This window comes from Labrys sp. (in: a-proteobacteria) (genome assembly GCF_047605565.1).
In the GTDB taxonomy this organism is placed as follows: domain Bacteria; phylum Pseudomonadota; class Alphaproteobacteria; order Rhizobiales; family Labraceae; genus Labrys; species Labrys neptuniae.
This window is the reverse complement of sequence record NZ_JASGFM010000008.1, coordinates 88003-110598: the sequence shown is the minus strand read 5'-3', so window position 1 is coordinate 110598 and position 22596 is coordinate 88003. Positions and strand designations below refer to the sequence as shown.

At 64.3% G+C, this 22596-nt stretch carries 22 protein-coding genes; 8 read left to right on the top strand and 14 right to left on the bottom strand.

Going from position 1 to position 22596, the window contains the following annotated elements; translation table 11 throughout:
- Window positions 1-60: 60 nt before the first annotated feature.
- Together QM672_RS10380 and QM672_RS10375 are read right to left on the bottom strand one after the other, a co-directional pair.
- Window positions 61-588: a DUF1269 domain-containing protein gene (locus QM672_RS10380; protein WP_311935263.1), complete on the bottom strand. Its 528-nt coding sequence runs from the start codon at window positions 586-588 to the stop codon at window positions 61-63.
- A gap of 153 nt (window positions 589-741) precedes the next feature.
- On the bottom strand, window positions 742-1170 hold the full coding sequence (locus tag QM672_RS10375) for a VOC family protein (RefSeq protein WP_415082472.1): 429 nt from the start codon (window positions 1168-1170) through the stop codon (window positions 742-744).
- A 68-nt stretch (window positions 1171-1238) separates the two neighbouring features.
- Between QM672_RS10375 and QM672_RS10370 the strand changes: the two genes are divergently transcribed.
- The 4 genes from QM672_RS10370 (at window position 1239) to QM672_RS10355 (ending at window position 5301) form a co-directional block, all read left to right on the top strand.
- Window positions 1239-1835 (top strand): TetR/AcrR family transcriptional regulator, encoded by a 597-nt coding sequence (locus QM672_RS10370; RefSeq protein WP_415082390.1) that lies wholly within the window; start codon window positions 1239-1241, stop codon window positions 1833-1835.
- Window positions 1836-1846: 11 nt separating this feature from the next.
- Complete coding sequence (locus tag QM672_RS10365; protein WP_415082388.1) at window positions 1847-2860, top strand: phosphotransferase family protein; 1014 nt, start codon at window positions 1847-1849, stop codon at window positions 2858-2860.
- Window positions 2857-4158 (top strand): phosphopyruvate hydratase, encoded by a 1302-nt coding sequence (gene eno / locus QM672_RS10360; RefSeq protein WP_311935258.1) that lies wholly within the window; start codon window positions 2857-2859, stop codon window positions 4156-4158. The genes QM672_RS10365 and eno overlap by 4 nt, the downstream gene beginning before the upstream one ends.
- A gap of 642 nt (window positions 4159-4800) precedes the next feature.
- Window positions 4801-5301 (top strand): DUF523 domain-containing protein, encoded by a 501-nt coding sequence (locus tag QM672_RS10355; protein ID WP_311935256.1) that lies wholly within the window; start codon window positions 4801-4803, stop codon window positions 5299-5301.
- Between the two features lie 16 nt (window positions 5302-5317).
- Here QM672_RS10355 and QM672_RS10350 read toward each other — a convergent pair whose 3' ends face one another.
- Window positions 5318-5770 (bottom strand): GNAT family N-acetyltransferase, encoded by a 453-nt coding sequence (locus QM672_RS10350; RefSeq protein WP_415082385.1) that lies wholly within the window; start codon window positions 5768-5770, stop codon window positions 5318-5320.
- Between the two features lie 66 nt (window positions 5771-5836).
- Entirely contained in the window at window positions 5837-6652 is an 816-nt protein-coding gene (locus tag QM672_RS10345; protein ID WP_415082383.1) for a phytanoyl-CoA dioxygenase, read from the bottom strand.
- Between QM672_RS10345 and QM672_RS10340 the strand changes: the two genes are divergently transcribed.
- Together QM672_RS10340 and QM672_RS10335 are read left to right on the top strand one after the other, a co-directional pair.
- On the top strand, window positions 6651-6908 hold the full coding sequence (locus tag QM672_RS10340) for a hypothetical protein (protein WP_415082381.1): 258 nt from the start codon (window positions 6651-6653) through the stop codon (window positions 6906-6908). The two genes, QM672_RS10345 and QM672_RS10340, sit on opposite strands and share 2 nt — an antisense overlap.
- 51 nt (window positions 6909-6959) lie before the next feature.
- Window positions 6960-8225, top strand: a complete 1266-nt coding sequence (locus QM672_RS10335) for an AGE family epimerase/isomerase (protein ID WP_415082379.1) — start codon at window positions 6960-6962, stop codon at window positions 8223-8225.
- Window positions 8226-8251: 26 nt separating this feature from the next.
- Here the strand turns inward: QM672_RS10335 and maiA are convergent, their stop codons facing one another.
- The 4 genes from maiA to QM672_RS10315 form a co-directional block, all read right to left on the bottom strand.
- A complete protein-coding gene (maiA, locus tag QM672_RS10330; RefSeq protein WP_415082377.1) occupies window positions 8252-8887 on the bottom strand; it encodes a maleylacetoacetate isomerase in 636 nt (211 codons plus the stop codon).
- A gap of 140 nt (window positions 8888-9027) precedes the next feature.
- On the bottom strand, window positions 9028-10335 hold the full coding sequence (gene fahA, locus QM672_RS10325) for a fumarylacetoacetase (protein ID WP_415082375.1): 1308 nt from the start codon (window positions 10333-10335) through the stop codon (window positions 9028-9030).
- Window positions 10335-11693, bottom strand: a complete 1359-nt coding sequence (hmgA, locus tag QM672_RS10320; protein WP_415082373.1) for a homogentisate 1,2-dioxygenase — start codon at window positions 11691-11693, stop codon at window positions 10335-10337. Before hmgA ends, fahA begins: the two co-directional genes overlap by 1 nt.
- A gap of 52 nt (window positions 11694-11745) precedes the next feature.
- On the bottom strand, window positions 11746-13089 hold the full coding sequence (locus QM672_RS10315; RefSeq protein ID WP_415082371.1) for an MFS transporter: 1344 nt from the start codon (window positions 13087-13089) through the stop codon (window positions 11746-11748).
- Between the two features lie 107 nt (window positions 13090-13196).
- On the opposite strand from QM672_RS10315, the gene QM672_RS10310 reads away from it, so the two are divergent.
- Entirely contained in the window at window positions 13197-13631 is a 435-nt protein-coding gene (locus tag QM672_RS10310; protein ID WP_415082369.1) for a MarR family winged helix-turn-helix transcriptional regulator, read from the top strand.
- 28 nt (window positions 13632-13659) lie between these two features.
- Here QM672_RS10310 and QM672_RS10305 read toward each other — a convergent pair whose 3' ends face one another.
- The 3 genes from QM672_RS10305 to QM672_RS10295 are packed head-to-tail and all read right to left on the bottom strand — an operon-like array spanning window position 13660 to window position 18658.
- The gene (locus QM672_RS10305; RefSeq protein WP_415082367.1) at window positions 13660-16833 is read right to left on the bottom strand and encodes an efflux RND transporter permease subunit; all 3174 of its coding nucleotides are present in this window, start codon (window positions 16831-16833) and stop codon (window positions 13660-13662) included.
- Window positions 16830-18257, bottom strand: coding sequence for an efflux RND transporter periplasmic adaptor subunit (locus tag QM672_RS10300; protein ID WP_415082365.1), 1428 nt, complete (start codon window positions 18255-18257; stop codon window positions 16830-16832). The genes QM672_RS10305 and QM672_RS10300 overlap by 4 nt, the downstream gene beginning before the upstream one ends.
- The gene (locus tag QM672_RS10295) at window positions 18254-18658 is read right to left on the bottom strand and encodes a FixH family protein (RefSeq protein WP_415082363.1); all 405 of its coding nucleotides are present in this window, start codon (window positions 18656-18658) and stop codon (window positions 18254-18256) included. Before QM672_RS10295 ends, QM672_RS10300 begins: the two co-directional genes overlap by 4 nt.
- Window positions 18659-19023: 365 nt before the next feature.
- On the opposite strand from QM672_RS10295, the gene QM672_RS10290 reads away from it, so the two are divergent.
- On the top strand, window positions 19024-19248 hold the full coding sequence (locus QM672_RS10290; protein WP_415082361.1) for a hypothetical protein: 225 nt from the start codon (window positions 19024-19026) through the stop codon (window positions 19246-19248).
- A 226-nt stretch (window positions 19249-19474) separates the two neighbouring features.
- Here QM672_RS10290 and QM672_RS10285 read toward each other — a convergent pair whose 3' ends face one another.
- The 3 genes from QM672_RS10285 to QM672_RS10275 all read right to left on the bottom strand — a co-directional run bounded on the left by QM672_RS10285 (window position 19475) and on the right by QM672_RS10275 (window position 22318).
- On the bottom strand, window positions 19475-20218 hold the full coding sequence (locus tag QM672_RS10285; protein WP_149251239.1) for an ATP-binding cassette domain-containing protein: 744 nt from the start codon (window positions 20216-20218) through the stop codon (window positions 19475-19477).
- Complete coding sequence (locus QM672_RS10280) at window positions 20215-21252, bottom strand: ABC transporter permease subunit (protein ID WP_415082358.1); 1038 nt, start codon at window positions 21250-21252, stop codon at window positions 20215-20217. Before QM672_RS10280 ends, QM672_RS10285 begins: the two co-directional genes overlap by 4 nt.
- An 88-nt stretch (window positions 21253-21340) precedes the next feature.
- On the bottom strand, window positions 21341-22318 hold the full coding sequence (locus QM672_RS10275) for an ABC transporter substrate-binding protein (protein ID WP_068295883.1): 978 nt from the start codon (window positions 22316-22318) through the stop codon (window positions 21341-21343).
- Between the last annotated feature and the right edge of the window lie 278 nt (window positions 22319-22596).

The window sequence follows — 22596 nt, the reverse complement described above, 5'->3', positions numbered from 1 at the left end:
AGAGGTAAGGGCCTGCAACGGCCGGCTGTCGGCCGGCCGCTACAGGACAGAAAGCGGGACTTAGCCGTTGGTCGGGGCAGGTGCTGCCGACAGGGCTTCCTGCAGCTTCTGCTCTTGTTCCGGCGACAGCGAGGTCTTGATCACCCGTCCCTTGAGGCCGCTGAATTCGGCCAGGACCTTCTCGGGTTGGACCTTGCGGACCAGCACGAACAGGGCGGAGGAATTGTTGGGAATGGTCTGGCCGAGCGACTTGATGAAGTCGTCGTCGATGCCGTAATCGGCGAGCGAACCGGAGAGGGCGCCGACGCCCGCACCGACGGCGCCTCCGATGGCGAAACCGGCCAGCGGGTTGAGGAAGAGCAGGCCGACAAGCCCGCCCCACAACGCACCGGAGAGCAGGCCGGAACTCGCACCGATGCCGGTCAGGTTGATGCTCTGCTTGAGATGAACCTTGCCCTCGGCATTGCGGGTGACCACCACCGCATCCTCGAGATCGACCAGATATTCCTTCTTGAGCGCGTCCAGCTTGAGCAGGACCTTGTCGGCCTCATCGATGGAATCAAAGCCGACGACAATAAGATCGGACATCAAGAACTCCTGTGTTCACCTGTCATGGCGTGTTGCGCCATGAAGGACGTTTATCCAGCAAGCCTATGGAATCCATGTGACCATTGTCGGGCACGGATCGTGCTTCCGGCACGTCGTGAAAACGTCTGCATAGATGCCCATCCGGGCTCGCCTTCACTGCGGCGCGGCATCGGGCGCATAGTTGCCGGCGAATTCCTGAGCGGGTGGAATGGGCGTGATCACGTCGATCAGCACGCCATTGGGATCGGCCGTGATGAAATGACGCTGCCCGAACGCCTCGTCGCGCAATTCCAGCAGGATCGGCAGGCCCACCTGTTTGAGCCTTGCATATTCGGCATCGACGTCGGCGACTTCGAAATTGAGCAGAAGACCGCCGACCTGCCCACCGCGCCCCTGTTCGGGAATGGTGTGGTGACCGCCGTCGAGCACGGCGAGATTGACCGTCTCGTCAGCTGCCGATTGCAGATGCACATACCAGTCCGCCTCGAACAGGATCCGGAAGCCCAGATGCTCGACATAGAAGGCCGCAGTCGCGGCCACTTGCCTAGTCATGATCACGGGATAATAGCTGGTGATCTTCATGGACATTCCTGCGCCTCCCCTATAAACATACAGTCTGAATGTTTTTTGATAACATACAGGCTGTATGCATGCAAGAGGACGGCCGACGCTCCAACCAGGATCGCACGCTCAGAACGCGGGCGGCCTTGATCGCGGCTGGGCGGCGCCTGTTCGTCGCCAAGGGCTATGCCGATACGGGAACGCCCGAATTGGTGGCCGAGGCGGGCGTGACGCGCGGTGCGCTCTATCATCATTTCGTCGACAAGCAGGCGCTGTTCCGTGCTGTCGTCGAGGCAGAGAATGCTGCCCTGGCCGCTGAGATCGAACGGGCGGCACCGGAAGAACTCGGTGCGATGGAGGCGCTGATCGCCGGCGGCGAGGCTTTTCTGGCCGCCATGTCCGAACCCGGGCGTACCCGGCTCTTGCTGATCGAGGCCCCGGCCGTGCTGGGGCGCGAGACGGTGGATGCCATCGACGCCGCCCATGGTGGTCGCACGCTGCGAGAAGGTATCGCCGCAGCGGTCGCAAGCGGGTTGTTACGACCGGTACCCCTCGAAACGGCGGCGCTGCTCCTGTCGGCCGTCTATGACAGGGCGGCACTGTCGATGGCCGCGGGAGCGGCCGGAGAGGAATGGCGGGCGCTCATCCGGCGCGTGCTCGATGGCTTGCGCGTTCCGGCTGGATGAAGGATCAGAGGATGCATTCCAATCACCAATCCGATGATGCCTCGCTGACGATCCCTGCGGCTTTGCGCCGAATGGGGTTGCTCGGACCGGGGGAGACGGCGCGCTTTTCAGCCCTGACGGGTGGGGTTTCTTCCGACATCCATCTGGTCGAAACCGCGAGCCGGCGCTTCTGCGTCAAGCGGGCATTGGCCCGCCTGAAGGTAGCGGCCGTCTGGGAGGCGCCAACGAACCGCAACGCGGCGGAAGCAGCCTGGATTCGCCAGATAGGCCAGTGGTTGCCGGATGGCGTGCCCGCCTTGCTTGGCGAGGACGAGCAACTCGGCCTGTTCGCCATGGCCTTTCTGGCTCCCGAACTCAACCCGGTGTGGAAGGAGCATCTGCTGGAACAGCGGGTCGACAGCGCGTTCGCGGCGCGTGTCGGTGCCGATCTCGGCCTCATTCATGCAGCCAGCGCCCGGGAGGGAGAGCTTGCTCTGCGCTTTGCCAATGACACGACCTTCGGGCCGATCCGCATCGAGCCCTATCTCATGGCCACGGCCCGCGCGCATCCCGATCTGGCCGGCAGGATCGAGGCCATCGCCGCCCGCACGCTTGCCAGCAAGAAGGCGCTGATCCACGGCGACGTCAGCCCGAAGAACATCCTGTGCGGACGGAAGGGGCCTGTCTTTCTCGACGCCGAATGTGCCTGTTTTGGCGACCCGGCCTTCGATCTCGCCTTCTGCCTCAATCATCTCCTGTTGAAAGGGGCGCGGCGAGGCGTGCCACGCGCGGCCTATCGGGATGCCTTCGAAGCCCTTGTCGGCACCTATTTCGCCAGGATCGACTGGGAGGACCGTGCTGCTCTCGAGGCCAGGACGGCTGCCCTGCTGCCGGTGCTGTTCCTGGCGCGTGTGGATGGCAAGTCGCCTGTCGAATATTTGACACAAGAGGACGAACGGGAAGCCGTGCGCCACTTTGCCAGACCGCTGATCGCCGACCCGCAGCAAGACCTGATTGCCATCGCCAATGCCTGGGCCCGCCAATGACCGATATATTCATCCGTAGACTTGATGCGCGCCGCATCTGGGATTCACGCGGCCGTCCCACCGTCGAAGCCGAAATCGAGCTCAGCGACGGCACTATCGCGCGGGGCATTGCTCCGGCTGGCGCCTCCCGGGGCAGCCGCGAGGCGCTCGAGCGCAGGGATGGCGGCGAAAGGCTGGGTGGCCTCGACGTCCAGGGAGCCCTCGCTGGCATGCGTGAGGAGATCGCGCCGCTTTTGATCGGCCGCGACCCGTTCGACCAGGCGGGGCTGGACGCGGCGCTGATCGCGCTGGACGGCACGCCGACCAAGCAAAGGCTCGGCGGCAATGCCACCGTCGCGGTCTCGCTCGCTGTGCTGCATGCGGCAGCCGCCAGTCAGGGCCAGCCGCTGTGGCAATATCTGGCGGGTGAGGGGAGCGTTACCCTTCCCCTTCCGGAAATCCAGATCTTCGGCGGCGGCGCGCATGCCGGCCGCCGCACCGATATCCAGGATTTCATGGTGATGGCGCCCAAGGCGGCGAGCTTTGCCGAGGCGCTCGAGATCACGGCCGAGGTCTATCTGGCGGCTGGAAGGATCATGGCCGAGCGCGGCCTGTTGCAGGGCGTTGCGGATGAAGGAGGCTGGTGGCCTGCATTTGCTTCCAACGAAGAGGCGCTCGACACGCTGGTGCTGGCCATCGAGCGAGCCGGCTTCACACCGGGCGACGACGCCGCGATCTCGCTCGATATCGCCGCCTCCGAATTCGGCCGCGGCGGGCGTTACCGGCTCGGCCTGGAGGGACGCGAGCTCGACCGGGACGGCATGGCGGACTATCTCCTGGGCTGGTGCGAGCGCTATCCCATCCTGTCGATCGAGGACCCTTTCGCCGAGGACGATGCCGAAGGGCTTGCCCGCTTTACTGCGGCCGTGGGCCACCGCATTCAGGTCATCGGCGATGATTTCCTGGTAACCAATGCCGGGCTGGTCGAACAGGCGGCGAGGAACGAAACCGTCAATGCGGTGCTGGTGAAGGTCAACCAGGCCGGCACGGTCAGCGAGGCCAAGGCTGCCTGCGAGGCGGGACGACGCGCCGGTTTCGGCACGATTGTGTCGGCTCGCTCCGGGGAGACAGAGGATGTCGCCATCGTGCATCTCGCGATTGGCTGGCATGCCGGACAGCTTAAGGTCGGTTCCTTCGCCCGTTCCGAACGCATGGCCAAATGGAACGAGGCCCTGCGTATTGAAGAAGCCCTCGGATCCAAGGCCCGCTTTGCGGGTATCGACAGCCTGCCCTTCAAGCGTCGGCAGAGCGTCACTTGAGAGCCGCTGGCAGGGCTTCCCGGGGTCCTGCATGGGTGAGGTCGATGAGCTTGCTTGCCTGCAGGTGCGGGGGGAGGTCGGCTGGTCGGTAGACCTGGCGGGGTATCAAGCAAAGAAAAGCCGGAGGAGGAAGCGCCTGTCTTCCTCCTCCGGCGGGCATTTACTTGCATGACGTTAAGTTATTGCAATCGAAATCTGCGCTTGGATGCTAAATTTAAGCATCTCCTGGCAAATAAGGCGTCTGCGACTTCATAACTTCAGTGCAAGCTTGCGCCATCCCGTAACAAAGCTGGCTACGCTCATCAATACAAAAAATAAGCATGTCCGATGCCATCATCGGATAAATCGATTAACTGCTTGGATGGTCGAAAATTGTCTGACATGAACGCCTCAATATGTGAGAATCTTAAGACAATTCGTGCTCTTCGAGCTCACCTGTATCCGCGAATCCCCACTGCATGCCTGTCAAGAATAGAACCAGAATGCGACTGGACTGATACCAGGACCGTACCAACGGTAACTTATCCGGCTGCAGCGCTGGGGCATTGACAGCCGGTAAGCCGGGAGCCGAAGTCGACGGTTGTCGCAGCCGGCACTTGGTCCTATCACAGCGCTGATGCTCAAGAGCGATACGGGGCGGCAATGACGGCCAAGATCCTGGTGAGCGCCTGTCTCGTCGGGCGGCCTGTTCGCTACGACGGTGCGGCGAAGACGCTCGATCACCCGGCTCTCACGCGCTGGCGCGACGAAGGGCGTCTCGTCGTGGTTTGTCCCGAACTCGCCGGAGGATTCAGCGTACCCCGGGCCCCGGCCGAGATCGCCGGGGGACTGTCGGGCCACGACGTCCTGGCGGGCGCTGCGCGGGTGGTCGATATCACCGGCGCCGATGTCACCGCGCTCTTTCTCGACGGCGCCAGGAACGCCCTGGCTTTGGCGCAGACGGAGGGGTGCCGCTTCGCGCTCCTGATCGATGGCAGCCCATCCTGCGGCGGTGCCTTCATCTATGACGGGGCTTTTGCAGGGCGGAAACATGCCGGTGCCGGCGTCACGGCCGCGCTCCTGCGGGCGGAGGGCCTCGAGGTTTTCACGCCGGCGGAAATCGGAGCTCTCGAGGCCAGGTTGGAAAGCGTCGACGCAGACTGAAGGGGAACGGAGCGCGTCAGCCCAGATCTTTCTCCATATAGACCCTGCGCAGGCCCTTTTCCTCGATGCGATGTGTCTCGGCATAGCCGCAGCGGCTGTAGAGCGCGATATTCTCCGTCATCGCCTCATTGGTGTAGAGCCGGATCCGGCGATAGGCCGCTTCACGGGCGAAGTCTTCGGCCGCCAGGAGCAGGCGGCGACCCAGTCCTCGCCCCTGCGCGGCGGGAGCGACCGCAACATTGTCCAGGAGCATCGCATCCGCTTGCGGGATCAGGACGAGTATGCCCTGGATATCGCCATCAAGGACGAGGACATGCAGATGCCCTGCCTCTACCAGCGCGGCGTAGTTGTCGAGCATGGGCCCGGGCTTGCGCCCGATGCGCACGACATAAGGCCTGTAGGCTGCCTCGACGATGTGCTCTATGGCCGGAAGATCGGCGGCGGTCGCGAGGCGCAGGGCTTGGACCATAATGTCCTCCGGAAGGGGTGAGCGGTGTTCCCGCTCTCCTCGGTTCTCCGGGGAGAGCGGTCATCGTCAGGTTGGCCCAGTCTCCGAGAGGGCACGCCGGATGGCAATCTCCACGGGCGAGTAGTCCCCATCGTCGCGCTGCAGCCGGAAAGGTTCCCTCGGTATCAACGGAGGCTGCGCCAGAAAGCGCGGTGTGGAGCCCCGATGCTTCTGCGCGGCGTGCACCAGGAAGGGGTGGCAAAGATAGACCGTACCGGCCTCGCCCGTTGCCAGCGTCTGTTGGCGCCGAACACCCATCTGTTCCAGCTCCATGCGCGAACGCCCGGCTTCGCCCGCCGGAGCGAGGTAGCGCGCCATGTCGAGGTGCGAGCCGATGCGAATGCGGGTCGGCGCATCGTCCGGTCCCACGTCGGAGAACAGGAACAGCATCAGCAGGGCCCGCCCGCGTGAGGTGACGTTCACGCGCCAGGCCGAAAAGTCGGTGCGCTCATCGGGGTCGCAGTCCTCGCCAGGAAAAGAAAGGTCGACATGCCAGCCGGCGTCGCCGGGATCGTCGGGGTGGGGAAAGCGTATCGGGAAACTGCCGAGGCCGTCCCGTGGATGCCAGCGCCCTTTGCCGACGAGCTGGTCGAAGGCCGATTTGAGCACGGGTGTGTTGGCGGCCTCCCGGAACGGGCCTCCGCCATAGCCGCCGAGTCGGATCACGGGTTTCTTCCAGGTGGCGGAATCGTCGGGATCGCAGGGGATGTCCCGCCACAGGATGGAACGGGCGTGCACCGCCAGGTCGCGGGAAAAGGCGCCATCGATCCTCACGAAGCCGTCTTCGATGAATCGTTCGATCTGCGCGGCATCGAGAGCGCGCTCTTGTGGGAGTGTGGGCATGAGAAATCTCAATCATCGCGCCGTTGCGCCGCCACGGGCGAACGGCAACCGCCGTATGATTCACGGCGACAGGTCCGCCGGAGCGGACCGGCATCCAGTCTTTCCTCGGTTAGCGGACGAGGAAGAAGACGGTGGCGATGTTGAGTGTCTGCATCATCATGATCGCGGCAGCATAGGCATGCGCTTGCTTGGGTCAACCTTGGCGGCCGCTATTTCTTCCTACCAATCAGTGGCGCGTGCGCCCGAGCTGTTCTAAGCAGGGAACGGGCTCGACGCCCCAATATGTGCCGTATCGAGGAGACTTCAGATGACGTCCGCCGCTTCCGCTTCTGCCACGCCGAAATGGGTGACGTTATCAAGCCACCGAGCCTGGCTCTTGCAGCAGGCGGATACGCTGTTCTCCGTATTCGAACAGAACAGCCTCAATCCCCTGGGCGGCTTCTACGATCTCGACATGGCCTGCAAACCCTTCGTGCCCGGACAACCGCCCGGCAGCCGACCCACCCGACAGATCCATTCGACCACGCGCATGGTGCATTGCTTTGCCATCGCCCATCTGATGGGTCGCCCCGGTGCCGACGTGATGATCGATCACGGCATGGATTTCATCTGGAACGGTCATCGCGACAAGGACAAGGGCGGCTATTTCTGGGGTGTCGGCTATGAAGGGCCGACCGACGACACCAAGCAGGCCTATGGCCATGCCTTCGTGCTGCTGGCAGCCTCCAGCGCCAAGGTCGCCGGTCATCCCGACGCCGACCGGCTGCTCGCCGACATCTCCACCGTGCTGGAGGAGCATTTCTGGGAGGAAGGGCCCGGTGCCACGGCCGAGGAATTCACGCGGGACTGGCAGCCTTTCGACAATTATCGCGGCCAGAACTCGAACATGCACCTGACCGAGGCCCTGATGGCTGCCTTCGAGGCAACGGGCGACAGCAGCTATCTCAACAAGGCCGAGCGCATCGCCGACCTGATCGTGCGGCGCCACGCCGCCGAGAATGGCTGGCACCTGCCCGAGCATTTCAGCCAGGATTGGCAGCTCAACAAGGATTATTCCGGCAGCCCGGTCTTCCGCCCCTACGGCACCACGCCGGGCCATTGGCTGGAATGGGCGCGCCTCTTGCTGCAGCTGTGGGAACTGGGCGAGCGTAAGCTGACCTGGCTGCCTGAAGCCGCCGCCAACCTGTTCCGCCAGGCCGTCAAGGATGGCTGGGACCATGAAAAAGGCGGCTTCTACTATACGCTCGACTGGACCGGTGCGGCGCGCATTCGCGATCGCTATTGGTGGCCCTGCTGCGAGGGGATCGGCGCGGCGGCTTTCCTCAACGCCACCGACGGCGACGGTTTCTACGAAGAATGGTACCGCAATATCTGGAACTTCAGCGCCGCACGCTTCATCGACAAGGTGCATGGCGGCTGGTTCCCCCAGCTCGGCGATGACCTCAAGCCCAACACCGGCCCGTTCTACGGCAAGGTCGACATCTACCACGCCCTCCAGGCCTGCCTTATTCCGCTGCTGCCTACCACCGGCAGCATCACGCGCGGGCTGATCACCGAGGGCGTAAAGATCTAGGGCAGTGTGCCGCTCGTTACCTCTTTCTACTCGCTGTCAGGCTGGTTCGCCGGATGCGCCTTGACGAAGGCGGGATGCCCTTCGGCCTCGGCCTCGACGCGGCGGATGCGAGGATAGGCGTCGAGCGGCACGCCGAAGCGGCGGGCGGCGTAGAGCTGCGGGATGAGGTAGACATCGGCCAGCCCCGGTGTTTCGCCGAAGCAATAGGGGCCGTCGCCGATCAGCGCCTCGACCGCCTTCAGCCCCGAGCCGGCCCAGGTCGCGATCCAGGCGTCGACCTCCGGCTCGGCCTGGCCGAGCGTCCGGCGCAGATAGGTCAGCGGGCCGAGATTGTGCAGAGGCTGGATATCGCAGCCGATGATCGCGGCGACCGCCCGCACCTTGGCGCGCTGCGCGGGGTTGGCAGGCAGCAGGGGCGGTACGGGATAGGCTTCTTCGAGATATTCGATGATGGCCGGGGACTGGGTCAGAGCCGTGCCGTCATCGAGCACCAGCGTGGGCACACGTTCCTGCGGATTGAGAGCCCGATAGGCCTCGCCATGCTGTTCGCCGCCATTGCGCACGAGATGAATGAAGGCCTGTTCCACTTCCAGGCCCTTGAGGGCAAGGGCGATCCGGACCCGATAGGACGAAGTGGAGCGCCAATAGGTGTAGAGTTTCATGGTCGCGTTGCCTTCCTGTCATGGCGATGCGCAGAGCGCGATACGCGCGAGATCCGGTATGCAAATCTCCTCAACTCCATCACGTGACGGAGCGAGATCGGCACACCAAACGTGCGCCAGCCTCCATCCTTGCGACGAAACTACAGCGCCGGCCGGATCACTGCATGGCATTCCCCGAAGCCGATGGAAACAAAGCCGTTGCGGCGGCAGTGCCCCTTGAGGATAACCTCGTCGCCATCCTCGAGGAAGCGGCGCTCCTCGCCCGTTTCGAGGCGGATGGGATTCTTGCCGCCCTGGCTGGCTTCCAGAAGGCTGCCGCAGGCGTCTTGTCCTGGCCCCGAAATGGTGCCCGTACCGATGAGATCGCCCGGGCGCAGATTGCAGCCATTGGAGCTGTGATGGGCCAGCATCTGCGCTACAGTCCAATACATATGCCTGGCATTGGAGCGAGCCAGCAAATGGGCTGGGAAGCCCCGGCTTCGTAATTCGGCAGTCGTCAGCAGGACCGCCAGTTCGATATCGAAGGCGCCCTGGGCCTGGTCGCCGGCATCGGTGAGATAGCCAAGTGGCGCAGGATCGCCCTCGGGGCGAGGTGGCTGTGCAATGCGGAAGGGGGCGAGCGCTTCGGCCGTGACGATCCAGGGCGAGACGGTGGTCGCGAAGCTCTTGGCGAGGAAGGGCCCGAGAGGCTGATATTCCCAGGCCTGGATGTCGCGGGCCGACCAGTCGTTGAGCAGGCAGAGGCCTGCGATCTGGTCGCCTGCGGCCGATATTCCGATCGGGGTGCCGAGATCGTTACCCGGTCCCACCCACACGCCGAGCTCGAGCTCGTAATCCAGTCGCGCGCTCGGGCCGAAAGTCGGCGTCTCCGCCTCCGGCCGTTTCGACTGGCCAAGCGGGCGCTGGATCGCGATTCCCGAGGGAAGGACGGAAGAGGCGCGGCCGTGATAGCCGATCGGCACATATTTGTAGTTGGGCAGGAGTGGATTGTCGGGCCGGAACAGCTTGCCCACGGCGGTGGCGTGGTGGATGCCGACATAGAAGTCGGTGTAGTCGCCGATCCGCGCCGGCAAATGGAGAAGGCAGTCGGATGCCTTGTACAGCAGCGGCTCCAGCCGGGCGCGCAGGGAGCTGGCTTCGGCCAGAAGGTTGGAAAGCGCCTGGCGCAGGGCACGCCGCGGGCCGGGACCCAAGGCCAGCAGACCGTTGAGGTCATTGCCCCGGCTCGCTTCGGCGGCCCGTTCGGCGGCGCCGCTGAGCAGGCCGCCATCGAGGACGGCACGCAGGTCGAGAATGGCATCGCCGATGGCGACGCCAGCGCGCGGTGTCGCGCCCCCCGGGCTGAAGATGCCAAGCGGCAGGTTTTGGATCGGGAAATCGGCATGGCCGTTCGCCGAGGCGACCCAACTGGTCAGTTTAGGGTCGTGCGTCTGGTCTAGCTCAATCATCAGGGCCTGCTCGGATCGAAATGCTTGGTCATCTTGTGGCCGTAGCCGCCATAGTCCTTCTGCAACGCGTCGGAGCCGGCTGCGAAGGCGGACACGCGCTGCGGAAAGCGGCATTCAAACATGAAGGCCAGGGTATTTTCCAGCCGGTGGGGCTTGAGCTCGACATGGCTGGCCTTCTCGAAGGCGTCGAGATCGGGCCCGTGCGGCAGCATCATATTGTGCAAGGATGCCCCGCCTGGCACGAAGCCGCCGCCGGTCTTGGCGTCATATTGGCCGTAGACCAGGCCCATGAACTCGCTCATCACGTTCATATGATACCAGGGCGGGCGGAAGGTGTTCTCGGCCACCAGCCAGCGATCCGGGAAGATCACGAAATCGATATTGGCGGTACCCGGCGTTTCCGAGGGCGAGGTCAGCACGGTGAAGATCGACGGATCGGCATGGTCGTAGAGCACCGGGCCGACCGGCGAATAGCGCCTGAGGTCATATTTGTAGGGCGCGTAGTTGCCGTGCCAGGCCACCACGTCGAGCGGCGACTGGCCGATGGCAGCAGCCCATAATGTACCGCCCCATTTGACATAGAGGCGCGAGGGCACCTCCCGGTCCTCATAGGCGGCGACGGGTGTAAGGAAATCGCGCGGATTGGCCAGGCAATTGGCCCCGATCGGTCCTCGTTCGGGTAGCGTGAGGGCGCCCCCGTAATTCTCGCACAGATAACCGCGGGCCGGGCCATCCTGAAGCTCGACCCGGATCTTCACGCCGCGCGGAATGACGGCGATCTCGCCTGGCTCGATATCGATGATGCCGAACTCGGTCGCGAGGCGCAGCGAACCCTGCTGCGGCACGAAGAGAAGTTCGCCATCGGCATTGTAGAAATACTCATCCACCATCGAGCGGGTGATCAGATAGACATGGGCACCCATGCCGGCATGGCTGGCGGCATCGCCGGCCGTGGTCAGCGTATGCACGCCGTCGAGGAAGGAAACCGGTTCGGCCGGGATCGGGAGCGGATCCCAGCGCAGCGGCGCGATCGGAACTTCGACCTCGGGGGCGGGTGCGGTGCGCCAGAGCCCGATATCGGCCTTGGCGAATGCACCCCAATGGCTCACCGTCGGGCGGATACGGTAGAGCCAGGAGCGCTCATTGGTGGTGCGCGGCGCCGTGAAGGGCGAGCCGCTGAGCTGCTCGGCATAGAGCCCATAGGCGCAGCGCTGCGGGGAATTGCGGCCAAGGGGCAGGGCGCCCGGCAGTGCCTCGGTCTCGAAGCCGTTGCCGAAGCCCGACATGTAGCCGGCCTGGATGGCACTGACGGCCTCGCCTTTTCGATCGTTGTCTGGTCGGGGAGACTGGAGATTCATGATCACCTCCTGAATTCGAACGTTCCTGATATAATCGTTGCGTTTGTAACCATCAAAGTTGCGGCCTGTGCCGCAGGTCCTCCTGCCCGAAGGGGCCGGCGCCAGGCGGGCTGGAGGCATCGCCATCCGTAGCTCTACCACGGGTCTCCGGCGTCAATATGAGCACCAGCAGGGCCGGCACGACCATCAAGGCCGCATAGATGGCGACCGACATCGGCGTGCCCGTGCGTTCGATCAGCAGGGCACCGATCAGCGGCGCGACCGAACCGCCGAGCACGGAGGCAGCCTGGTAGGAAGCGGAAAGGGCGGTGTAGCGCACGCGTGTCGGGAACATCTCGGTGACATAGGGGGCAAGGCCGCCGAGGAGGAACCCGTGGGTGCACAGGGCCAGGACGGCTCGAAGGTAGAGAGCTGATGGCGCCGCGCCCTGCACCAGGGTGAACAGGGCAAAAGCGGCAATCGTGGCACCGATGAAACCCGCGATCATCACGGGGCGGCGCCCGATACGGTCGCTGAGCCAGCCCGAGCCGAGGATGACGGGCAAAGAGGCGAGCGAGGCAACGAGGACGACATCGATGGCCTGGGCCCGGCTCAGCCCGAGCCGGGTCGTTGCCAGCAGCAGGACGAAGGTCGAGAACAGATAGAGCAGTGTGTTCTCGGCTGCCTTGACGAAGAAGACTTTGGCCATCGAGGATTTCTGGGTGGCAAAGGCTTCGGCCAGCGGGGCACGGGCGATTTCGGTTTCAGCCTTGATCTCGAGGAAGGCTGGCGATTCATCGACCTGCCGGCGGGCCCAGAAGCCGAGGGCGATCAGCACGATCGACAGCAGGAAGGGAATGCGCCAGCCCCACGCCAGGAACGCCTCCTCGCCGAGCCAGAGCTGGACGAGGCCGAGAATGCCGAGGGCGAGGACATTGGCGGCCGGGCCGCTTGCCATCGGAAAGCTGGTCCAGAAACCGCGATGCCGGGCTGGCATGGATTCGGCCACGATGGTCAGCGCGCCGGTTGCCTCGCCGCCGACCGCAACGCCCTGGAAGATGCGGATGAGCAGGAGTAGGAGGGGAGCGGCGACGCCGATGGTCTCATAAGTCGGCAGGAGGCCGATGGCGACGGTGGCCACGCCCATCATCAACAGGCTGACGATCAGCGTGTTCTTGCGGCCGAGCCGGTCGCCGATCACGCCGAAGACGACGCCGCCGAAGGGGCGGGCGAGGAAGCCGGCGGCAAAGGTGCCGAGGCCGAGCAGGGTGCCGACGAAGGGATCGTCGGCTGGAAAGAACACCTTGTTGAAGACGAGCACAGTGCTCGCGGCGAAGATGAAGAAATCATACCATTCCAGTGTCGAGCCCAATGTGGCGGCAAGCATCACCTTCAGGCGGGACGCCATCGAAGCCATCTTCATCCTCCCGGTCGCGGATCTTTGGTTATGCGACCACACGTCGAGAAGCGGCCGCTCGTTTATGAAGTTGCAGTTGTAACTGTCGATAATGTAACTATCAAAGCATGGCCAAGCTCACGCTCGAGAACTTTCTGCCCTACCGGCTCAACCGCATCGGCGCCGCCGTGTCGCGCGATTTTCGCACCGTCTATGGCCCGGAGCACGACCTGACCGTGCCCGAGTGGCGGGTGCTGGCGACATTGGGCGAATTCGACGAGATGGGCGCGAAGGCGATCGGTGCCCATTCCTCCATGCACAAGACCAAGGTCAGCCGGGCCGTGCGGGCACTGGAGGAACGCCGCTGGCTCAAGCGCCGCGAGAGCGCCGAGGACAGGCGCGAGGAGATCCTCAGCCTCACAATACTGGGGCGGCGGGTCTATGCCGAGATCGTGCCGCGGGCGCTGGCTTTCGAAGCAGCCTTGCTGGCAGCCCTCGGCCCGGAGGCCGAGGCACTGTTGCAGGGCCTCGACAAGCTCGAAGCCAGCATGGATCTGCGTTGAGCGCGCCTGACCGAAGCTTGGCGCGTCCTTATGCAGCCCGATGCTCGACTGCAGGGGCGGGTGTCACGGCATCCATCTCCTGCTGCCGGCCGGCGGGCAGGCGCCATCCCTTGATAATGCCGTAGATGGCGGGAATGACCACCAGGGTCAGCAGGGTCGAGGACACCATCCCGCCGATCATGGGAACCGCGATTCGCTGCATCACCTCCGATCCGGCCCCCGTGCTCCAGAGGATGGGAATGAGCCCGGCCATGATGGCGATGACCGTCATCATCTTGGGACGAACCCGTTCCACGGCACCCAGCATGATCGCCTGCCGAAGATCCGCCCTGGTAAAGGGCTGATCCTTGCGGGATCGCTCCGCCTTCACCTCGGCCAGGGCCTGCTGCAGGTAGATCAGCATGACGACGCCGGTCTCAGCCGCCACGCCCGCCAGCGCGATGAAGCCGACGGCGACGGCCACGGACATGTTGAAGCCGAGCCACCACATCAGCCAGATGCCGCCGACCAGGGCAAAGGGCAGCGACAGCATGACGATCAGAGTTTCCGTCAGGCTGCGGAAGTTGAGATAGAGCAGCAGGAAGATGATCAGCAGCGTGACCGGCACCACGATCTTCATCCGGGCTTCGGCCCGCTGAAGATATTCATATTGGCCGCTCCATCCGACCGAATAGCCCGGCGGCAGCACGATTTTCGCAGCCACGGCCTTCTGCGCCTCGGCGACATAGCCGCCGAGATCGCGCCCGTCGATGTCGACGAAGATATAGGTTGCGAGCTGGCCGTTCTCCGTGCGGATGGAGGTCGCACCCCGCGTCAGTTCGACCTTCGCCACCTCGCCCAGCGGGATCGTGCCACCACCCGGGAGGGGAACCTGCACGTCGGCGGCGATGGCCTGGCGGCTGGAGCGCAGATCGCGCGGATAGCGGATGTTCACGCCGTAGCGTTCCCGCCCCTCGACGGTCGTGGTCACGGTCTCGCCGCCGAGTGCCGTGGCGATGACGTCCTGGACATCGCCCACGGCGAGCCCGTAGCGGCCGAGTGCGTCCCGGTCCGGCACGATGTCGAGATAGTAGCCGCCGATGACCCGCTCGGCATAGGCGCTGGAGGTGCCCGGCACGGTTTTGAGAATGGCCTCGATCTGGCGGGCGATCTTTTCCATCTCGGCGAGATCCGTGCCGAAGACCTTGACGCCGACCGGTGTTCGAATGCCGGTCGAGAGCATGTCGATACGGGCGCGGATCGGCATGGTCCAGGCGTTGGATACGCCGGGAAATTGCAGGGCCTTGTCCATCTCGGACTTGAGGCCGTCGAGGGTGATGCCCGGCCGCCATTGCTGCTTGGGCTTGAGATTGATGATGGTCTCGAACATTTCGGTGGGGGCGGGGTCGGTTGCCGTCGCGGCGCGTCCCGCCTTGCCGTAGACCGAGGCAACCTCGGGGAACGATTTGATGATGCGGTCCTGCATCTGCAGCAATTCGCCGGCCTTGGTGATCGAGATGCCGGGCAGGGTGGTCGGCATATACATCAGGGTTCCCTCGTCCAACGACGGCATGAATTCGGAGCCGAGCTGGCGTGCGGGCCAGATGCTGACGGCCAGCGCCGCCACGGCGAGAATGATGGTGAAGGTCTTGGCTTTCAGGACCCCGCGAATGACCGGCCGGTAGAGCCAGATCAGGAGGCGGTTGATCGGATTCCTGTGCTCGGGAATGATCCTGCCGCGCACGAAGATCACCATCAGCGCCGGCACCAGCGTGACCGACAGGAGGGCGGCGGCGGCCATCGCGAAGGTCTTGGTGAAGGCGAGCGGCCCGAACAGGCGTCCCTCCTGCGATTCCAGCGTGAAGATGGGCAGGAAGGAGACGGTGATGATCAGCAGGCTGAAGAACAGGGCCGGACCGACCTCACTTGCCGCATTGACGAGGATCTGAATACGGGACTGGCCGGGCGCAGCGCGTTCGAGATGCTTATGCGCGTTCTCGATCATGACGATGGCGGCATCGATCATTGCGCCGACGGCAATGGCGATGCCGCCGAGACTCATGATGTTGGAGCCGAGGCCGATCAGCTTCATGGCACCGAACGCCATGAGGATGCCGACGGGCAGCATGAGGATGGCGACCAGGGCGCTGCGCAGGTGAAGCAGGAACACGATGCAGACGAGGGCGACGATGACGCTTTCCTCGAACAGCGTTCCCTTGAGCGTCTCGATCGCCGCCTCGATCAGGTGGGAGCGATCATAGACCGGGACGATCTCGGTTCCCTTGGGCAGGCTTGCGGCGATCTCCGCCAGGCGTTGCTTGGCATTGTCGATGACGGTCAGGGCATTGGCGCCGAAGCGCTGCAGGACGATGCCACCAGCCACTTCTCCCTCGCCGTTGAGTTCGGTGATGCCGCGGCGCTCGTCCGGCCCGATTTCGACGCGGGCGACGTCCCTGAGACGAAGCGGTACGCCGGCGCTGGTCCTGAGCACGATGTTCTCGAGGTCGGCCGGTGATTTGACGTAGCCGCGGCCGCGCACCATGAATTCGAATTCGGACAGTTCCAGCGTGCGCCCGCCCACGTCGCGATTGCTGGCCCTGACCGCATCGCGCACCGTCGACAGCGAGATGCCCTGGGCCTGCAGCCGCAACGGATCCACCACGATGCTGTATTGCTTGACGAAGCCGCCGACGCCGGCGACCTCGGCCACGCCTTCCGCCTTGGAGGCGGCATAGCGCAGCTTCCAATCCTGCAGCGAGCGCAGTTCGGCAAGCGACATGTCCTTGGAAGTGACGGCATATTGATAGACCCAGCCGACCCCGGTCGCATCGGGACCGAGGCTTGGCGTTACGCCGGCGGGAAGGCGCTGCGCCGCTGCATTGAGATATTCGAGAACCCGGCTGCGCGCCCAGTAGGGATCGGTGCCGTCTTCGAAGATCACATAGACGAAGGAGACGCCGAAGAAGGAGAAGCCACGCACCACCTTCGACTTCGGGACCGTCAGCATCGCCGTCGTCAGCGGATAGGTGACCTGGTCCTCGACGACCTGCGGCGCCTGGCCGGCATAATCGGTGTAGACGATGACCTGGACGTCGGAGAGATCGGGAATGGCATCGAGGGGCAGCGTCTTCAAGGCATAAAGCCCGGATGCCACGGCAAAGACGGTGCCGACGAGGATCAGCACGAGGTTGCGTGCAGACCAGGCGATCAGCCGGGCGATCATGGCGTGGCCTCCGGACTGGTCATGCCGTTCAGCGCGGCCTTGAGGTTGCTTTCGGCGTCGATGAGGAAGGTTGCGGCCGTCACCACGCGGTCACCGGCCGCAACGCCGTCGCGGATCTCGACGAAGCCGCCGCCCTGGGCGCCGACTTTGACCTCTCGCGGCTCGAAACGCCCGTCTCCCTTGGCAAGGATGACCGTCTGACGCGTGCCGGTGTCGATCACCGCGCTGTCGGAGACTGTCACCGCCTCCTTCGCATCGCCGGTTGCAATGTCGACATCGGCATACATGTCCGGCAGCAGAAGGCCTTCCGGGTTCTGCAACTCGATCCGCACCTTGGCGGTGCGCGTCTCCTTGACCACTTCGGGATAGATCAGCGCGATCCGTCCCTCGAAGACGCGGCCGGGCAGACTGCGGATCCGGACGGTCGCAGGGGCTCCGGGTCTGATAGCGCCGAGCTGATATTCGGGCACATCGGCCAGCACCCACACGGTCGAGATGTCGGCGAGGCGGAAGAGGATGTCGCCGGGCGCGGCCTTCATGCCCTCGGTCGCGTTGCGCTGGAGCACGATGCCATCTCGCTGGGCTCGCCATGTCATTGCCGGCGGCACCTTCCGGTTTCGTTCGAGTTCGGCGATGGCCTCTTGGGGGACGCCGAGATTTTCCAGCCGCTGCCGTGCGCCGCCTGTTCCGCCACGCCCGCCATTGCCAAGCTCGGTGAGGAACTGGGCGCCGGCAGCAGCGATTTCGGGCGAGTAGAGCTGAAGGAGAGGTTGGCCCCTGGCGATCCGATCGCCCGTCGTCACATCCGAGACTTTGGTGATGAAGGCGTCCGATCGCGTGGCGACCACGCTGATGCGACGCTCGTCGAGCTGCACGCTGCCCGGGACGCGCACGGGCCGGACGAGGGCGCGCATTGCCGCGATCTCGGTACGGACGCCCGTCTGCTGCTGCCTGCCTGCTGCGACCTTGACGGTTCCCGTTTCCGGTTCTTCCCCGGCATGCACGGGGATGTAGTCCATGCCCATGGAATCCTTCTTCGGAACCGGTGACGTGTCCGCAAGGCCCATGGGGTTGCGGTAATAAAGGATGGGACGGGGGGCTGCGACGGCGGGTGCCGGGGCGGCGTCGGCGGGCTTCTCGTCGAAGCTCACCTCCTCGCCGACGTGGACGGCGAGGAAGTCGCGGCCATCGGCTGTCCTCGCCGGCGTTGCCGAATAGGCGGGAGATCCATCGGGCGCGCGATAATATATCACCGGCCCTGCTGCCGCAGTCGCCATGGGCGACGAAGGCCCGCCGGTCAGTGTGAGCATTTGCCGCCAAGCTGCAGCCGAAAGGGCCGTGCCATGCCGGCCTGCCCAATAGCCGCCGGTTCCTGCCGCGACGATCGCGATGAGGAGGAGGCTTGTTCGACCGACGCGGTTCATGGCACGGCCTTGAAGACGAGCTTGCTTTCGAGCGTTCCGGTTTCGCCCTGGACCTTGGCGGCGAGCGACAGCCGCCAGCCGCCCTCCATGCTCAGCCTTGCCTTGAATCGATAGATGCCGGGTTCATCGGATGCGATGGCTTCGATCGGGGCCTTCATCGCCGCCATGCCGTCCGGCGCCATGTCGACGCGCTGGGCGAAAATCACCGCGTTGGGGACAGGCTGGCCAGAGTGCCTGTCGACGAGGCGTACGGCGATTTCCGATGTCTCGTTCAGCTTGATCTCGGGCTGGACGAGTTGAAATTCGTAGTCTGCGATATCGGCCCGCGCGGGGGAGGCGGTTGCGCAGCAAAGGCCGATCACTGCCGCAAGGGTGATGCGGTTGGTGCCAAATGACGTCATGTCTGAAATATTCCGGATTCATCCCTGGCCGACGAACGTCTCCCAGGCCTTTTGCGATCCGCCGTAATCGACGAAGAACGCAAGGTCGCGTCGGAGCGAAAGCCGGGATCGACAGGCGTTCTCGCGTGGACCCGCTTTGCTCTGGAGGAGGTTTGACGGCTGCTAATGCTGTCCGGCCCCGAAGGCGCCGGACGGACTGCCCCAGTACGGGGCGCGGATGAATTCAGGTGCGGGGAGGACGGTCCGGCGGCGCCGTGATGAAGGGCGTCCTGTCCAGGTCGTTGCCGGGTGGGGCGAGGCGGCCGGTCTCGAAGAGAGGTGCTTGGGCCATTATCGCGATCGGATCACCGGGGGCGCATTTGGCCATGCAGACGATCGCCACCGGACAGGACTTCTGCCCTCCGGGCAGCGAGGGGTTCTGTTCAGGGCAGCACGGCATGTCGGAAGCCATGGCGGCCTGGCTCACCGCGTGCGACGGCACGGCCGCCATGGCAGCCGAGAAGGGCGCCATCGGAGCGCTCAGCAGGCTTGCGATCATGACGATCGAGAGCATGCGGGAAAGGAGATGCCAGCAGGTCACGCCAGAGTGATGTCACGGGCTGGGGGAAATGAGAAGTCCTGCCCTGATCACATTCTCGTCGGTGACCCGCTCTGCCATTCTTAGTAGTATAGTTGCGGTTTTATTCGAAGGGGATTTGGAGTGTCAGCCTCCTGGCTGACATCTTGAAACGAAGTGCTTGCCGACAAGTAAGATGTCAGCCAGGAGGCTGACACTCCACATGTCTCGCGCCCCATTATGCAAACGCAACTGTAGTATTAGCCGCCCACCATCAGCTTGACGATCTCGTCATGGTTGGTCTCGGCGATCTTGCGCTCGCCCGCCAGGGTGCCGCGGCGCAGGACCACGATGCGGTCGGAGACCGCGAAGATGTCCTGCAGATTATGCGAGATGAAGATGATGCCGCGGCCCTGGGCCTTGAGGGTCTTGATCAGGGAAACGACCTTGCGCTGCTCGGGCACGCCGAGAGCGGCGGTCGGCTCGTCCATGATCAGCACCTGCGCGTTCCAGTAGACGGCGCGGCCGATGGCGACAGCCTGGCGCTGGCCGCCGGAGAAGTTGCCGACGGGAGCGTCGAGGCGCGTCACGTGGAAATCGAGCTGCGCCATGGTCTCCTGCGCCGCCTCGGCCATCTTCTTGCGGTCGAGCACCGGGAGGAAACCGAAGGCCTTGGTCATCGGCTCGCGTCCCAGGAAGATGTTGGCGCCGATGGAGAGATTGTCGGCCAGAGCGAGATCCTGGTAGATCGTCTCGATGCCGTGGCCGCGCGCCGCTTCGGGCGTCGCGAATTTTACGACCTCGCCCTTCAGGCGGATCTCGCCGCCATCGGCCTGGTAGACCCCGGAGATCGTCTTGATCAGTGTCGACTTGCCGGCGCCATTGTCGCCGGCGAGAGCCACGACCTCGCCGGCATTGAGCTGCAGTGAGACGCCGTTGAGGGCGGTGACGCCGCCGAAATGCTTGGAGACGTCGCGTATGTCGAGGAGGGGCTGGGTGCTCATGAACGGCGGCCTCCGGCGATGCTGCGCTGCGCCTGGTCGACCAGCACGGAAACGATGATGACGACGCCGACCGAGACGAATTGCCAGAACGGCTCGACATTGATGTAGACGAGGCCGAACTGGATCACGGCGATGACGAGCGCCCCGGCCAGCGTGCCCGAGATCGAGCCTGAGCCGCCGAACAGGCTGGCGCCGCCGATCACCACGGCGGCGATCGAATCGAGCAGGAGCGGTTCGCCGGCTTGCGCCGCGCCGGCAGTGAAACGGGCGGCATAGAGCACGCCGCCGATGCCGGCGCAGACGGCCGACAGGACATAGAGCTTGCGGGTGTGCCTGGAGACATTAATGCCGGCCCGAAGCGCGGCCTGCTCGCTGGCGCCGATGGCGTAGGTATGCTGGCCGAAGCGCGTCTGCGAAAGCAGATAATGCATGGCGATCAGGAAGAGGGCGGCCACGATCACCACGATGGGCACCCCGTAGAGGCGGCCATTGCCGAGCGCCGCGAACCAGGCGTTCGAAACCGGAACCGTGGTGCCGCCGGCGAGCAGATAGGCGATGCCGCGCGCCACGCCATACATGCCGAGCGTGCCGATGAAGGGAGGGACCCTGAGTTTCGAAATCAGCAGGCCGTTGATGTAGCCGGGGATGGTGGCGACGGCGACGCCGGCCACGATGCCGACCAGCATGGCCGGGAAGGGCGGCATGGAGGCGCCCATGAGATTGGCCGTGTGGGCTGCCACCACCGCCGACAGTCCCATGATGAAGCCGATCGAGAGGTCGATGCCGCCCGAAATGATCACGAAGGTCGAGCCGAGGGCCAGCAGAAGCGGTGCGACGGCATAGATCGAGATCGATTGCAGCGTCGGGACCGAGAACACGAAGGTCGAGCCGTAGGCGATCCTGGCCCAGCATTCGAAGAAAACCAGGAGCAGGACGAGGAAGAGCCAGGCCCTGAGCTCCGCGATGCGCAGAAGGATGGGATGAGGTCCTGCCGCGGGCTGCGCCCGGCTGAGGGAGGATTGGGCTGCCGACATCAGGCGCTCCGTTGAGAGGTCATGAAGAGGCCGCCGGGCCGGAGCGTCCTGCTCCAAGGGCTCCGGCGGCGCAGATGCGAGGAAGGCCTCATTCCTTGTAGATGAAGGCGGCCACTTCCGGCTTGTCGACGTTGGACTTGTCCATCACGGTGAAGCCCGTGCCGATCGAGGCAGGGATCGACTGGCCGGTGAGATGGGCATAGGCGGAAAGTACGCCAAAATAGCCGATCTCCGCCGGATGCTGCGCGATGGCGATGTCGACCAGGCCGGACTTGATGTTGTCGACGATGGTGGCCGGGGCGTCGAAGGCGGCGACGCGGACCTTGCCGCTCTGGCCGGCCTGCTGCACGCCGTTGGCGGCACCGAGGGCGGAGAACAGATTGGCGCCGAACACGCCGGCGAGGTCGGGATTACGGGCGAAGACCGACTGCATCTGCGAAGCGGCCTTGTTGGCATCGTTGTCGTTGAATTGCGTTTCAAGGACAGTGATGTTGGGATAGTTCTTCATCTCGTCCTTGAAGCCTTCCTCGCGCTGATCCGTGGTCGAGATGCCCGGCTTCACGTTGGAGACATAGACCTTGCCCTTCTCGTCGATGGCCTTGGCAAGGGCGCGGGCCGCGATGCGTCCGCCCAGAATATTGTCCGAGGCGACATAGGAGAGCGGGAAGTCGGCGTCACCCGCACCGGTCTGGTACTTGCCGGTGCCGATGAAGGTATCGACGGTGATCACCGGAATGCCGGCATCGGCGGCCTTCTTCAGCGGCTGAACGAGCTGAACCTTGTCCGTCGGTGCGATCAGGATGGCGTCGGGCTTGCGCGCGATGACGGCATCGAGCACGGGCGTCTGCGTCACCGGGTTGAAGTCAGGCGCGCCCTGGAACACGAGCTCGGCTCCCACCACCTTGGCGGCCGCCTCGGCGCCCTTGCGCATGGAGATATAGAAGGCGTCGGTGGTCAGGCCCGGGATGAGGGCGATGGTGTATTTCTTGTCCTGGGCCTGCGCCGGAGCAGCGAGCACGCTGGCCCCGATGGCAAGAGCCGCAAGGGCCGTAAGCAGTTTCCTCATGTCGTTTCCTCGGTTTGACGTAAGTCGGATCGATCCCTCCGGCACGGATCCTCTTCTGACGGGAGGTCGCCGGCCGGTCATGGCGGGAAAGGCCGCCGATCAAGGTGAGGAAAGGGATTTTGATTGCGGCAAACGCGAGCAAAGTCGCGCCGCACGCCCTCGTCTTCTCCCTCCCTGAATTTGTTTTTGTCTTTTATTAATTGTCAGACTATGGTTTTGCGCTGTGAGCGTCAATTAAAGATATTGCGCATGGAAAAATTGACAAAACGAACCTTGTT

Excerpts from the sequence above, each read along its gene's own strand:
- QM672_RS10380 (WP_311935263.1), bottom strand. The coding sequence starts at position 588 with ATGTCCGATCTTATTGTCGTCGGCTTTGATTCCATCGATGAGGCCGAC.
- QM672_RS10375 (WP_415082472.1), bottom strand. The coding sequence starts at position 1,170 with ATGAAGATCACCAGCTATTATCCCGTGATCATGACTAGGCAAGTGGCC.
- QM672_RS10370 (WP_415082390.1), top strand. The coding sequence starts at position 1,239 with ATGCAAGAGGACGGCCGACGCTCCAACCAGGATCGCACGCTCAGAACG.
- QM672_RS10365 (WP_415082388.1), top strand. The coding sequence starts at position 1,847 with ATGCATTCCAATCACCAATCCGATGATGCCTCGCTGACGATCCCTGCG.
- eno (WP_311935258.1), top strand. The coding sequence starts at position 2,857 with ATGACCGATATATTCATCCGTAGACTTGATGCGCGCCGCATCTGGGAT.
- QM672_RS10355 (WP_311935256.1), top strand. The coding sequence starts at position 4,801 with ATGACGGCCAAGATCCTGGTGAGCGCCTGTCTCGTCGGGCGGCCTGTT.
- QM672_RS10350 (WP_415082385.1), bottom strand. The coding sequence starts at position 5,770 with ATGGTCCAAGCCCTGCGCCTCGCGACCGCCGCCGATCTTCCGGCCATA.
- QM672_RS10340 (WP_415082381.1), top strand. The coding sequence starts at position 6,651 with ATGAGAAATCTCAATCATCGCGCCGTTGCGCCGCCACGGGCGAACGGC.
- QM672_RS10345 (WP_415082383.1), bottom strand. The coding sequence starts at position 6,652 with ATGCCCACACTCCCACAAGAGCGCGCTCTCGATGCCGCGCAGATCGAA.
- QM672_RS10335 (WP_415082379.1), top strand. The coding sequence starts at position 6,960 with ATGACGTCCGCCGCTTCCGCTTCTGCCACGCCGAAATGGGTGACGTTA.
- maiA (WP_415082377.1), bottom strand. The coding sequence starts at position 8,887 with ATGAAACTCTACACCTATTGGCGCTCCACTTCGTCCTATCGGGTCCGG.
- fahA (WP_415082375.1), bottom strand. The coding sequence starts at position 10,335 with ATGATTGAGCTAGACCAGACGCACGACCCTAAACTGACCAGTTGGGTC.
- hmgA (WP_415082373.1), bottom strand. The coding sequence starts at position 11,693 with ATGAATCTCCAGTCTCCCCGACCAGACAACGATCGAAAAGGCGAGGCC.
- QM672_RS10315 (WP_415082371.1), bottom strand. The coding sequence starts at position 13,089 with ATGGCTTCGATGGCGTCCCGCCTGAAGGTGATGCTTGCCGCCACATTG.
- QM672_RS10310 (WP_415082369.1), top strand. The coding sequence starts at position 13,197 with ATGGCCAAGCTCACGCTCGAGAACTTTCTGCCCTACCGGCTCAACCGC.
- QM672_RS10305 (WP_415082367.1), bottom strand. The coding sequence starts at position 16,833 with ATGATCGCCCGGCTGATCGCCTGGTCTGCACGCAACCTCGTGCTGATC.
- QM672_RS10300 (WP_415082365.1), bottom strand. The coding sequence starts at position 18,257 with ATGAACCGCGTCGGTCGAACAAGCCTCCTCCTCATCGCGATCGTCGCG.
- QM672_RS10295 (WP_415082363.1), bottom strand. The coding sequence starts at position 18,658 with ATGACGTCATTTGGCACCAACCGCATCACCCTTGCGGCAGTGATCGGC.
- QM672_RS10290 (WP_415082361.1), top strand. The coding sequence starts at position 19,024 with ATGCAGACGATCGCCACCGGACAGGACTTCTGCCCTCCGGGCAGCGAG.
- QM672_RS10285 (WP_149251239.1), bottom strand. The coding sequence starts at position 20,218 with ATGAGCACCCAGCCCCTCCTCGACATACGCGACGTCTCCAAGCATTTC.
- QM672_RS10280 (WP_415082358.1), bottom strand. The coding sequence starts at position 21,252 with ATGTCGGCAGCCCAATCCTCCCTCAGCCGGGCGCAGCCCGCGGCAGGA.
- QM672_RS10275 (WP_068295883.1), bottom strand. The coding sequence starts at position 22,318 with ATGAGGAAACTGCTTACGGCCCTTGCGGCTCTTGCCATCGGGGCCAGC.